The following is an 11,320-nucleotide window of genomic DNA, read 5'->3' on the forward strand; positions in this document are numbered from 1 at the left end:
AGGATGTCGTTGACGGTCATGCACCCATCGTACTGAACCCGACGGGCCCCACGACTAGGGTTGGTCCGTCCCCCGACACCACCCGGAGCAGCACCATGATCACCTCATCGAGCGAATCCCAGGCTGCCGCCTTCCGCGACGGCCGGATCCCTGCGACGGAGCACCTCGACGCCGACACGGTCGTCATCGCCGTCCCGACCGGCGACCCCGGCAATCCCTTCACCCTCTGCTCGGTGCTCTTCGGCACCGACGGTCGCGCGATCGTCGTCGACCCCGGAACCGACACCCCCGAGGGCCGCGAACACCTGCTGCGGGAGCTCCGCGGCATCGGCGTGACGACGCTCACGGGCGTCGTCGTGACCCACCTGCACCCCGACCACCTCGGCCTCGCCGGCGCCCTCCGCGACGAGCTCGCCGCACCCGTCCTCATGCACCGTCTCGAAGACGAGGCGGCGGGCTCGACGCCGCCGGGCCCGGCCGACCTCGCCGCAGCATTGGACGAGTGGGGCGTCCCGGCCGACGACACGACCGTGCGCCCCTGGGCCACGGGTGCGACGGCACCCGCCGGGCACCTCGGCGACACCCGTGCGGACCGGACGCTCGAGGACGGCGAGCTGCTGACGCTCCCCGGTCGCTCGATCAGGGTCCTGCACACACCCGGCCACACGACGGGCCACCTCACCCTGCGCGATGAGGACCGCGGCTACCTGTTCACGGGCGACCACGTGCTGCCGACGATCTTCTCCGGCCTCGGGCTCGGGGCGCGCACCTCCGAGAACCCGGTGACGGCCTATCTGTCCTCGCTCGACCGCGTCCGCGGCTACGACGGCGATCAGGTGGTCCCCGGACACGGCTTCCGGTTCACGGGACTCGCGGACCGCTGCGACGAGCTGGCCGCGCATCATCTGCGGCGAGCCGATGAGGTGCGCGCTGTCCTTCTGGACGACCCCGACGCGAGCGTGTGGACCATCGCCTCCCGCATCGGCTGGTCGGCCGGATGGGACGCGCTGACCGGTCTCCTCCGCGTCTCGGCCCTCACGCAGACCGACTGGCACCGGGCGCGCCTCCAGCAGCTCGCAGGCTGACCGTCCGCGCTACCGGCTGAGGCCGGCCCACCCGGATCGACGACGCGCCAGCGCCCGTTCGAAGGCGTAGAGCCCACCGCCGGCCGCCACCCCGGCGGCGAGCACCGCGAACACGACGACCCCGATCGTCGAGGCGAGTCCGATGGGTGCGGCGATGAGGCCGCCGACGATCAGGACGAGGAAGGCCGCACCGCCACCGGCGATCCAAGCCCGGTGGACCGGGCCGCGCTCGCCCCAGTGGTCGAGGATGCCGAGCGCCAGCAGCGCACCGACCGCCCCGACGGCTGCAAGCATCCCTCCGACGAGTCCACCGACGAGGACGGCGATCCCGCCGAGATCGGCCGGATGCACCGAGACGGTCCCGACCGTCCCGAAGAGCTCTGCACCGGCCGCGAGGGCCGCTCCGGCGACCGCTCCGACGCTGACGGCGAGGCCGAACAGCGGGACCACACGGAGGAGGGACCAACCCGGGTCCGCTGCTTCATCGAACACGTCCATGGCTTCGACCGCCTCCTGCGCGCCTCGTCGTCGACGGCGCTTGGCGCTCAGCGTGGCACGAGGGTGCGTGGTGCTCCAGGGCGTTGCGCGCGAAGGAGGAGCGGGTGTAAGACTGCGGCGTCCGCTACCAGCCGCGCGTGCCCGGGGCGCCCTTGAACGGCCCGACGATCCCCGGCGTGATCCATCCGCCGTAGAAGTCGCCCTCCTGCGCCTGCACCGGCACCCCGTCGACCTCGCAGGCGTCCATGCGTCCCGGATAGACGGCGATCATGCCGAACAGCGGCGCGTATCCCGGGCGTGGATCGGGGTAGGTCCACGCGGCGGCACCGGCGACCGCGTCGCCCACCCGTACGTCGAGGTAGTGGGCCTCGCCCTTGAACTCGCACATGGTCGTCCCGTCGACCGGCACCAGGACCCCCGGCGAGAAGTCCGCCGCCGGGACGTAGTACACCGGAGGGTGACTCGTCTCCAGGACCCGGACCGCGGCCGTGGACTCCGCGATGACCGTGCCGCCGAACCGGATCACGACGCGCTCGTCGCGCGGCTCGACCCGCGGCGGACGCGGGTACTCCCAGACGGACTCCTCACCGGGTCCGGGCTGGACGGGCAGGGGGCGGCGGAATCGCGAGGAGTCGGGCATCTCCCCACTCTGCCCGGTCCACCTGAGCGACGACCGCGAATCAGGCGCGCCGGCCCACGGTCCGGAGCGCGAGCCAGAGCAACCAGGCACCCGCCGCCGCATACCCGATCAGTAGCAGCACGACGGCCGTCGACCCGAGGTCGTAGACGACGGGGAGCACCGGGGAGCCACCGACGCCGGCGTCCGTCGACTTCCCGTTCGCGGTCAGGAGGGCCAGGACGAGCAGCACCGCGGCGCTCGCGAGGATCGGTCCGCCGGTGGCCCAGACCTTCTGCTTGGTCGTCCAGGCGCGCGACCGCCACAGCATGACGATGCCGGCGACCCAGCCGACGAACGGCACGACGAGCCCTCCGAGCATCACGAACAGGGCTGCCGTGATCGCGAACCCGCGGCGTTCGAGGACCTGCTCCGCGAACGGCCGGCCGTCCTCGGGTGGGCGGGCGCCCTCCTCGTCATCGTGTCCGATCATGCGCTCCTCCTCGTCGACGTCGCGCGGACGTGCATCCGTTCACCCTGCTTGCCGAACAGGCTGAGGAACTCCACCGCTGCGGCCTCGGCCCGGCCGAACCAGTGCGGGACGCGGGTGTCGAACTCGGCGACCTCTCCCGCGGTGAGCACGATGTCCTGGTCGCCGAGGAGGAGCCGCAACCGACCGTTGAGGACGTAGAGCCATTCGTATCCCTCGTGGACCTTCTGCGTCTCGGGCGTCTGCGGGCCGTCGCCGCCGTGGATGATGCTCTTGAACGCGTGGAGGCCGCCCGATCGACGCGTCAGCGGCACGATCGTCTGGCCGTACCGCTGGACGGGCTTCAGGTGGACGCGGGGATCACCCGTCTGCGGAGCGCCGACGAGGTCGTCCAGGGGCACCTGGTGCGCCTTGGCGAGTGGCAGGAGCAGCTCGAGGTTCGGTCGGCGCTGGCCGGACTCGAGCCGGGAGAGCGTGGAGACCGAGATGCCCGTCTCAGCCGACAGGGCGGCGAGGGTGGTGCCGCGATGCTGCCGGATGGCTCGCAGCCTCGGCCCGACGGCATCCAGGACGCCGTCGATGGACCGTTGCTCGTCGTGTGCATGCGCCATGGGTCGATTCTCGCTCCCACGTTGCCGCTTCGGCAAGTCTTCTTGCCACTTCGGCACCGGTCGGCGCACCCTGGACACCTCCCAGCACGTCGACCGAACGGAACGATCCATGAGCACCCCCGTCACCCCAGCAACCAGCACCGACCTCGTCGACGCCGTCATCGTCGGCGGTGGCGCCGCCGGGCTCAGCGCAGCCATCATGCTCGGACGATCACGACGGTCCGTGATCGTCGTCGACGGCGGCGAGCCGCGGAACGCACCCGCCGACGGCGTGCACGGCTTCCTGACCCGCGAGGGTACCCCGCCTCGTGAGCTCCTGCGCCTCGGCCGAGCGGAGGTGGTGTCGTACGGCGTCCGCATCGTCGACGGTCAGGTCGTCGATGCGAGGCGTGACGATGACGGATTCACCCTGACGACGGCGGACGGCGCGATCCTCCGAGGCCGCCGTCTCCTCATCGCCACCGGCACCGCCGACGAGCTCCCGCCCATCCCCGGCCTCTGGGAGCGGTTCGGCCGCGACGCCCTCCACTGCCCCTACTGCCACGGCTGGGAGGTCCAGGACCGCGTGATCGGTGTCCTCGGCACGAACGCGGAGGCCGCAGCCCATCAGGCGCAGCTGTTCCGGCAGCTGAGCGACCGGGTCGTCGTGCTCCGCAACACCGCGGGCGCCTTCTCGGCGGAGCAGGAGGCGGCGTTCGCGGCACGGGGCATCGAGGTGGTCGACGGCGTCGTGGAGCGGCTCGAGATCGCCGACGACCGGCTCGTCGGCGTGCGCCTGGACGACGGCCGCACCGTCCCCGTCGAGGCGCTGGCCGTGGTCCCGGTCAACCGGGTGCGCGCCGACGCGTTCACCGGTCTCGGGCTCCACACGCGACCGCACCCGCGTGGGGCCGAGTTCGGCGACGCGATCGGCGTCGACGAACTGGGCGCCACCTCGGTGCCGGGTGTCTGGGCGGCCGGAGACGTCACCAACCTGCGTACCCAGGTCCTGCAGGCGGCGGCCGCCGGATCGATGGCAGGTGCGATCATGAACACCGACCTCGTCCAGGAGGACGTGCGCCGCGCCCTCGCGAAGCGGTAGAACCACCACTGTCGCGCGAGACGCGGACATGGGACGATGACGGCACGGGGGCAGGGGCTCCCGTGCCGTCTCCGTTCCGACGAGGAGAGACATGCCGGGTGCACCCACCACGATCGACGACTACCTCGCCGCGCAACCCACCGACGCCGCGGACGCCATCGAGGAGATCCGACTCCGCGTCCACCGCATCGTGCCTGGAGTCACCGAGGCCATCCGGTACGGCATGCCGACCTTCATGCTCGACGACCGCTACCTGCTGTACCTCGGCGCCTGGAAACACCACATCGCCCTGTACTCGATCCCGCCGTTCGACGGCCCCCTCCAGAACGCCGTCGCCGACTACCGGGCGGCGAAGGACACGCTGCAATTCCCGTTCAGCCGGCCGATCCCCTTCGAGCTCATTGACCGCATCGTCACGGAGCTGCTGGAGCGGCGTCGGGCGGCCGACGCACGCCACGAGCATTGAGGGAGAGCGACCCGTCGCCGCCCTTCGACAGGCTCAGGGACCGGGGAAGGGTGCTCAGGGAAGTCACGGGAGCATCGCGCCGGCACCGTGGGCCAGCCAGAGCCCGACGGTGGCGAGGGCGACCGTCAGCGGGGCGACCACGAAGCCGAGCGCGATGAACCGGCCCCAACCGAACTCGACGTCCGCCGCGGTGAGCCGCGCGTGCCAGAGCAGCGTCGCGAGCGCCGCCCACGGGGTGATGAGCGCGCCCGCGTTCACGCCGATGAGCAGTGCCGCGAAGCGCACGGGGTCGCCGGCCACCGGCTCAAGGGCCAGGTACGCCGGGAGGTTGTCGACGAGGTTGGCGCTCGCCATGCCGACCCCCGCCAGCTGCAGGAGCGCCAGGAGCGAGTCGCCGGTCCCCGCGATGGACGCGAGCGCCCGCGCGAGCCCGAGGGCGTGAGCCGCCTCCACCACGAGGAACAGTCCTGAGGCGAGCAGGACGAGCTGCCACGGAACGAGGGCCGGACGGAGCGCCCCGGGACGCCGGATGAGGAAGACGACCACGAGGATCACCGCCGCACCGAGCGCCGACATCCACACCGGGATGCCGGACACCAGCAGCGGCAGGAGCACGAGCACGACGAGCCCGGACGTCCACAGCAGCACCCGGTCGTCGTCCTGCGCCTCCACGTCCACCGTGTAGGCACCGGCGAGCTGACGGCGGTACACGATCGCGAGGACCACGCACGGGACCACGACCGCGATGATCGCGGGGACGACCATGAGCGCTGCGAATCCGCCAGGGCCGAGCGGACCGCCACCCGAGGCCGTGGCGGCCTCGTCGATCGCGTGCTCCGCGAGGAGGTTGGTGAGGTTCGACACCGGCAACAGCAGCGACGCCGTGCATGCCAGCCAGACGGTGGTCAGGGCGAACGGCACCGGCGACAGCCCGGCGTGCCTCGCGAGCGTGATGACGACCGGCGTCAGGAGGACGGCTGTGGTGTCGAGCGAGAGGAAGACGGTGCTGAGCGTGGCCAACGCGACGACGAGCACCCACAGCAACCAGGTGCTCCCCCGGCCCCAGCGCACGAGCCGCGAGGCGACGAGGGTGAACAGGCCGGCGTCCGCAGCGAGTTCGGCGACGACGGTGATCGCGACGACGAACAGGAGGATCGGCCAGACGCGGTCGGCGATGCCGAGGGCCTCCGGGGCGGGGAGGACACCGGTGAGGATCGCGATCGCCCCGATGACGAGCAGCACGAGGCCGAGCACGGCACTGCGCACGAGGCCTCCTTCACCGCCGGTCCGTCGGTGCGCTGTCGCCCGCTCGGCAGTCGATCATACGACGGCTCGCCGACCGCGTGCTCCCGCGCTCGTCGACGGGTGTCAGGCCCGCACCCAGCGCCCGATGAGTTCGAGCAGGGCGGGCTCCGCGTCGGCCGCCGCATCGATGGTCGAGAAGGTGACGACACCGCGGTCCGGCGCCGCCCACACCACGAGACCGGAGGGGTCGTCGAACCGGAAGGCGTCGGTGTCGTCCCGCTGATGCACACCCCGGTGCAGGATGATCCGGATGCGGTTCGCCGGGTGCAGGGCGAAGGTGACGCGGTCCTCGCCGTCGTAGACGAAGCTCGGCGCCTTCCACTTGAGGTGCTCCGAGATGCCCTCGTCCGAGGCCATGATCGCCTCGCGCAGACGGACGACCGCCGGCTTCAGCTGGTGGGTCAGGGAGGCGAGGTAGGCGTCGACCTCGGCGGAGCTCATGGGGTCAACCCGTCGGGCGACCGACGTAGGGTGCGACGTCGCCGGATCCCCAGATACCGCCGACCCGGGTGCCGGCCCGCTCGTTGGCCGCTTCGACGATCTGGCCGTTCCCGAGGTAGATGGCGACGTGGTAGTAGTCGTAGCCGCTCGACCAGAAGATCAGGTCGCCCCGCTGCTTCTGGCTGTAGGGCACGAGGCGTCCCTGCGACTGCATCGTGTAGTACTGGTTCGTCGCGGAGTGCGTCCCGATGCCGCTCCCGTAGGCCGCGCGGGTGAGGCCCGAGCAGTCCCAGACGTTCGGACCGGAACCGCCGAGCTGGTAGCCCTTGCCGACCTGGGCGAGCGCGAAGGCGATCGCCGACTCGACGCCGGCGGAGTCCGGAGGTGCGACCGAGCCGCCGCCGCCACCGCCGCTGGACGCACCGCCACCGCCGCCACCACTGCTCGATCCGCCGCCGGACGAACCGCCGGACGACGCGGGAGGGGTGTTGGCCGCTGCAGCAGCCGCCGCTGCTGCAGCCGCCTCCGCCGCTTGGCGGGCGGGCTCCCCGGCCGCGTACCCGCGCTCGGTCTCGGCAGTGGTGTTCTTCAGGGAGGCGAGCTGCGCGTAGAGCTGGTCGGCCTGCTGCTCCTGTGCCGCCACCGCTGCGGATGCCGCCGCCGAGGCACTCTCCGCCTCGTCGTACTTCGTCTGCGCTTCGCCCTCGAGGCGTTCGCGTTCCGTCTTCGCGACCTCCGCCTGGTCGGTCAGGCCGCTCGCCGCGTTGCGGTCGGTCACCGCCTCGGCGTAGCTCGCTGCGTTCCGTTCGCCCAGCTTGTCCATGACGGACAGCCGCGAGAGCAGGTCGTCGGACTTGCCCGCGCCGAGGACGAGGTCGAGCGAGACGTCGCCACCGCCGCCACGCGACAGCTGCGCGATGAGCGCACCGGCGCGCTGCTTCGAGACCTTGGCGGCGGCCGCAGCGGCCTCGGCCTGCTTGCGCAACGCCGACTCACGGGCGGCCGCCTCGGTCACGGCGTCCTGCGCCTGTCGATAGGCCTCGGCGGCGATCTGCGCCGTGCGGAACGCGGCGTCGGACTGCTCCTGCAGCGAGGTGATGAGTGCGGTGATGTTCGTGATCTCGGCGGCCTTCGCGGACTCACTCGACTTGGCCGCTTCGACGTCGGCCCAGCTCGGGTAGTCGTCCGCGTGGGCGGGCAGGGCGCCGACGGTGAGTGACGCCGTGACGACGCCGACGGAGAGGGCCATCGCCAGCCAGGGACGGCGGCGGCCGTACTGCACACCGGGCGTTCGTGCGGGGGTCATCATTCTCCAGTCCGACGACACGATCACGGCGACCTCGGCGGGTCGCGGCCGTCATCCTGTCACAACAGTCACAATAGAAACTTTGATCACACTAGCCACTCTCGTCCCGGAGCACCAGCTCGAATCCCCCCGGACGGGGCACGGGCGCGCGCAGATCAGCCCCTGAGCAGACACCCGAAGGGCCACCCAGGCCGGAAGCCCTCGCATCATGGAGGTTCCCCGTGGGCGCTTCGACAAGCTCAGCGACCGGGAGAGGTGCACCCGGACCTGGAACGGTCCCTGAGCCTGTCGAAGGACAGCCCCGGGTGGGCACGCTCGCATCATGCGAGGTTCCTCGGGGGCACTTCGACAGGCTCAGCGACCGGGAGAGGTGCACCCGGACTTGGAACGGTCCCTGAGCCTGTCGAAGGGCAGCCCCTGCTGGACACCCTCGCATCACGGAGGTTCCCCGTGGGCGCTTCGACAAGCTCAGCGACCGGGAGAGGTGCACCCGGACCTGGAACGGTCCCTGAGCCTGTCGAAGAGCCGCCCCGGCCGGACGTCCTCGCATCTTGAAGGTTCCCCGTGGGCACTTCGACAAGCTCAGCGACCGGGAGAGGTGCACCCGGACCTGGAACGGTCCCTGAGCCTGTCGAAGGGCAGCCCCGGCCGGACGTCCTCGCATCTTGAAGGTTCCTCGTGGGCGCTTCGACAAGCTCAGCGACCGGGAGAGGTGCACCCGGACCTGGAACGGTCCCTGAGCCCGTCGAAGGGCGGCCCGGCAGGCGGGTCAGGCGGGTTCGACGTCCTCGGGCGACCAACGGGCGGACTCGCCCGAACGGATGATCGCGAGCAGCTGGGACCGCAACGCCGACTCGTCGGGCAGCTCGGGGAAGACGTCGGCCTCGAGCCGGTGTGCGGCCAGCCATGCCTCATCGCCCGCGGGCGTCCGGCTCACCACGTGACGACGACGGTCGTCGGCCGCGGCGATGCGCTCGATGTGGCCGGCCCGCTCCAGTCGGTCGAGCGTGCGTGACATCGTCTGGTTCTGCACGCGGGCTCGTCGGGCGAGCTCCTTCTGACTGGCGGGGCCGCTGTCGAGCAGGTGCAGCACGATGAGACCGGCGTGGGTGACCCCGATGCCGTCGAGGGCCTGTTGCCAGGTGTGCTCGATCAGTCGCGACGCCGTGGACAGGAGGCGCCCGGTGGGCCAATCGGCCATGGGATCGCGGGCGGCGTCGGCGATCACGCCATCGGTCGCGCGCGCTCCATCCATGGCACCAATGTAGTCGCTGCGTGTGCGGCCGAGCCGCCACCCATGACCGGCGCGAGGTCGGTGGACCGTGCTGTCCCCCACCGGACGGTGTCGAGAACAACCGACGAGGTCCGTCGTCATCGCGGCCGATGACGACGGAATCGCGCGTCGGGGGCCCTCCACACCCCCAGCATTGGGGGCGGCGACCCCCCTGGAGTGGGGGATCCGCCGATGACCCCCCGCTTCCTACAGTTGAGGGATATCCAAGGGGGACGCTCATCTCGACCGGTATCACCGGTCGGTCGTGGGCACACGAGCGACGTCGCGTTCTCCGCGGGCGGCCCGAACCGCCCTTGCGCATCGCGCATCCGAAGCACACCCGAACCCCACAAGTGGATAGCAGCCCCATGACGACGTACCCGAACCGCCGTCGGTCCTCCCGACAGACCCGTCCGCGCACCCGAAGCGCGGCGCTCGCCCAGTTCCGCTCCGAGGGGTCGACCCGAGCATGAGTGCCGACGTGAACGACAACGCCTTCCCGATCACAGGCCCCATCGCGCTCGTCCGACGCCGAGCTGCTGCGCTCGGCGCGGAGTCCTCCACCGTCGCGGTCAAGTCCATGACGCAGCGCGAGTGGTCGAAGCGCTACCGTCGCTGGCTCATCCTCACCGACAGCGTCATCGCGCTCTTCGCCGTCTCCGCCGCGTTCGTCGTGCGGTTCGGCGACGACCCGGTCGGCCCCGAGGCCCAGCAGCTCTACATCCTGCTGTCGGGGGTCATCGTGCTCGTCTGGCTCGCCTTCCTCGGCTTCACCAGGACCCGGGACAGCCGCATCATCGGTTCCGGCGTCGCCGAGTACAAGCGCGTCGTCAACGCCAGCGCGTTCGCCTTCGGCATCCTCGCCATCGTCTTCCTCATCCTGAAGATCGACATCGCGCGGGGGTACTTCATCCTCGCGCTCCCCGCCGGGACACTCGCGCTCCTCGCCTCCCGCTGGATGTGGCGCAGATGGCTGCTCAGCCGTCGTCGCGTCGGTGAGTACACCGCGCGGACGGTCGTCGTCGGCCGGCGTGACGACGTGGCGTACGTCCTCGAACAGGTCGCCAAGCAGCACAGCATGAGCTACACCGTCGTCGGTGCGGCCGTGGTCGACCAGGAGACGGCCGAGCCGTTCTCGAGCCGGGGAACCTCCGTCCCGGTCATCGCGCACATCGACGGCGTCGCCCAGGCCGCCGCGAACCTCACCGCCGACGCGGTCATCATCGCCGGCCCCGTCGACGGCGGCAGCGACTACGTCCGCCGACTCGGGTGGGACCTCGAGGGCACGGCGACCGAGCTCGTGCTCGCGGCCCGACTCACCGACGTGGCCGGGCCCCGCATCCACTTCCGCCCGGTGGAGGAGCTACCGCTCATCCACGTGGAGATCCCGCAGTTCGAGGGCGGTCACCACATCATGAAGCGCGCACTCGACATCGGGCTCACGAGCCTCGGGATCCTCCTCATCTCGCCAGTGCTGGCGCTCGTCGCCCTCGCCGTCCGGCTCGACAGCCCGGGCCCGGTCCTCTTCCGGCAGGAACGCGTCGGCAGGAACGGTGAGCGCTTCACGATGTTCAAATTCCGGTCCATGGTCACCGACGCCGAAGCCGTCCTCCCCGCCCTCATGGCGCAGAGTGAGGGCAACGGCGTGCTCTTCAAGATGAAGAACGACCCGCGCGTCACCCGCGTCGGTCGCATCCTGCGCAAGTACTCCCTCGACGAGTTGCCGCAGCTGTGGAACATCCTCACCGGCGACATGAGTCTCGTCGGGCCCCGGCCGCCGCTCGCGAGCGAGGTCGCCGAGTACGAGAAGGACGTCCACCGGCGTCTGCACATCAAGCCGGGCCTCACGGGCATGTGGCAGGTCTCCGGACGTTCCGACCTGACGTGGGAGGAGAGCGTCCGCCTGGACCTCTACTACGTCGAGAACTGGTCCATCACGGGCGACCTGATGATCATGTGGCAGACCGTCAAGGTCGTGCTCAAACCGGTCGGCGCGTACTGATGTCAGGACTGCTGTCGGTGATGCCCCCAAAGCGAGGGGTGTCCTGCGAAAAGAGGACAAATCCCCTTCCAGAGGGGGCAACACTTCGATACAGTCGTCACCATCACCGCCCGCAGTCGCACGGCGAGTCACCCGAAAACGGCTCG

At 70.9% G+C, this 11,320-nt stretch carries 12 protein-coding genes; 4 read left to right on the plus strand and 8 right to left on the minus strand.

What is annotated here, in order from left to right; all coding sequences use genetic code 11:
• Positions 1–95: 95 nt before the first annotated feature.
• A complete protein-coding gene (locus tag IFU11_RS08865; protein ID WP_192018702.1) occupies positions 96–1,085 on the plus strand; it encodes an MBL fold metallo-hydrolase in 990 nt (329 codons plus the stop codon).
• A gap of 9 nt (positions 1,086–1,094) precedes the next feature.
• Here the strand turns inward: IFU11_RS08865 and IFU11_RS08870 are convergent, their stop codons facing one another.
• The 4 genes from IFU11_RS08870 to IFU11_RS08885 all read right to left on the minus strand — a co-directional run bounded on the left by IFU11_RS08870 (position 1,095) and on the right by IFU11_RS08885 (position 3,300).
• A complete protein-coding gene (locus IFU11_RS08870; RefSeq protein ID WP_079705138.1) occupies positions 1,095–1,583 on the minus strand; it encodes a hypothetical protein in 489 nt (162 codons plus the stop codon).
• A gap of 124 nt (positions 1,584–1,707) precedes the next feature.
• Positions 1,708–2,223 (minus strand): DUF427 domain-containing protein, encoded by a 516-nt coding sequence (locus IFU11_RS08875; RefSeq protein WP_079705137.1) that lies wholly within the window; start codon positions 2,221–2,223, stop codon positions 1,708–1,710.
• 40 nt (positions 2,224–2,263) lie between these two features.
• Positions 2,264–2,692, minus strand: coding sequence for a hypothetical protein (locus IFU11_RS08880; RefSeq protein WP_192018703.1), 429 nt, complete (start codon positions 2,690–2,692; stop codon positions 2,264–2,266).
• Positions 2,689–3,300 (minus strand): helix-turn-helix domain-containing protein, encoded by a 612-nt coding sequence (locus IFU11_RS08885; protein ID WP_079705135.1) that lies wholly within the window; start codon positions 3,298–3,300, stop codon positions 2,689–2,691. The genes IFU11_RS08880 and IFU11_RS08885 overlap by 4 nt, the downstream gene beginning before the upstream one ends.
• 109 nt (positions 3,301–3,409) lie before the next feature.
• Here IFU11_RS08885 and IFU11_RS08890 point away from each other — a divergent pair, with 109 nt between their 5' ends.
• Positions 3,410–4,381 (plus strand): NAD(P)/FAD-dependent oxidoreductase, encoded by a 972-nt coding sequence (locus tag IFU11_RS08890; protein WP_192018704.1) that lies wholly within the window; start codon positions 3,410–3,412, stop codon positions 4,379–4,381.
• A gap of 91 nt (positions 4,382–4,472) precedes the next feature.
• A complete protein-coding gene (locus IFU11_RS08895; RefSeq protein WP_124768721.1) occupies positions 4,473–4,847 on the plus strand; it encodes an iron chaperone in 375 nt (124 codons plus the stop codon).
• Between the two features lie 63 nt (positions 4,848–4,910).
• On the opposite strand, the gene IFU11_RS08900 is transcribed toward IFU11_RS08895, so the two are convergent.
• From IFU11_RS08900 to IFU11_RS08915, 4 genes are all read right to left on the minus strand, one after another.
• Entirely contained in the window at positions 4,911–6,113 is a 1,203-nt protein-coding gene (locus IFU11_RS08900; protein ID WP_192018705.1) for an SLC13 family permease, read from the minus strand.
• Positions 6,114–6,215: 102 nt separating this feature from the next.
• A complete protein-coding gene (locus tag IFU11_RS08905; protein WP_191940544.1) occupies positions 6,216–6,593 on the minus strand; it encodes a DUF1801 domain-containing protein in 378 nt (125 codons plus the stop codon).
• A gap of 4 nt (positions 6,594–6,597) precedes the next feature.
• Positions 6,598–7,899 carry a C40 family peptidase gene (locus IFU11_RS08910; protein WP_244631724.1) on the minus strand — a complete coding sequence of 434 codons (1,302 nt, stop codon included), beginning with the start codon at positions 7,897–7,899 and terminating at the stop codon, positions 6,598–6,600.
• Positions 7,900–8,668: 769 nt separating this feature from the next.
• A complete protein-coding gene (locus IFU11_RS08915; RefSeq protein ID WP_197977384.1) occupies positions 8,669–9,154 on the minus strand; it encodes a MarR family winged helix-turn-helix transcriptional regulator in 486 nt (161 codons plus the stop codon).
• Between the two features lie 487 nt (positions 9,155–9,641).
• Here IFU11_RS08915 and IFU11_RS08920 point away from each other — a divergent pair, with 487 nt between their 5' ends.
• Positions 9,642–11,174 carry a sugar transferase gene (locus IFU11_RS08920; protein WP_192018706.1) on the plus strand — a complete coding sequence of 511 codons (1,533 nt, stop codon included), beginning with the start codon at positions 9,642–9,644 and terminating at the stop codon, positions 11,172–11,174.
• Positions 11,175–11,320: the final 146 nt, after the last annotated feature.

Origin of the sequence: Plantibacter sp. CFBP 8804, from assembly GCF_014841225.1 — a bacterium.
Taxonomy (GTDB): Bacteria; Actinomycetota; Actinomycetes; order Actinomycetales; family Microbacteriaceae; genus Plantibacter; species Plantibacter auratus.

What these genes read in the sequence shown, in the direction of transcription:
- IFU11_RS08920 (WP_192018706.1), top strand. Translation starts at nt 9,642, where the DNA reads ATGAGTGCCGACGTGAACGACAACGCCTTCCCGATCACAGGCCCCATC.
- IFU11_RS08905 (WP_191940544.1), bottom strand. Translation starts at nt 6,593, where the DNA reads ATGAGCTCCGCCGAGGTCGACGCCTACCTCGCCTCCCTGACCCACCAG.
- IFU11_RS08895 (WP_124768721.1), top strand. Translation starts at nt 4,473, where the DNA reads ATGCCGGGTGCACCCACCACGATCGACGACTACCTCGCCGCGCAACCC.
- IFU11_RS08875 (WP_079705137.1), bottom strand. Translation starts at nt 2,223, where the DNA reads ATGCCCGACTCCTCGCGATTCCGCCGCCCCCTGCCCGTCCAGCCCGGA.
- IFU11_RS08910 (WP_244631724.1), bottom strand. Translation starts at nt 7,899, where the DNA reads ATGACCCCCGCACGAACGCCCGGTGTGCAGTACGGCCGCCGCCGTCCC.
- IFU11_RS08865 (WP_192018702.1), top strand. Translation starts at nt 96, where the DNA reads ATGATCACCTCATCGAGCGAATCCCAGGCTGCCGCCTTCCGCGACGGC.
- IFU11_RS08880 (WP_192018703.1), bottom strand. Translation starts at nt 2,692, where the DNA reads ATGATCGGACACGATGACGAGGAGGGCGCCCGCCCACCCGAGGACGGC.
- IFU11_RS08915 (WP_197977384.1), bottom strand. Translation starts at nt 9,154, where the DNA reads ATGGATGGAGCGCGCGCGACCGATGGCGTGATCGCCGACGCCGCCCGC.
- IFU11_RS08890 (WP_192018704.1), top strand. Translation starts at nt 3,410, where the DNA reads ATGAGCACCCCCGTCACCCCAGCAACCAGCACCGACCTCGTCGACGCC.
- IFU11_RS08870 (WP_079705138.1), bottom strand. Translation starts at nt 1,583, where the DNA reads ATGGACGTGTTCGATGAAGCAGCGGACCCGGGTTGGTCCCTCCTCCGT.
- IFU11_RS08885 (WP_079705135.1), bottom strand. Translation starts at nt 3,300, where the DNA reads ATGGCGCATGCACACGACGAGCAACGGTCCATCGACGGCGTCCTGGAT.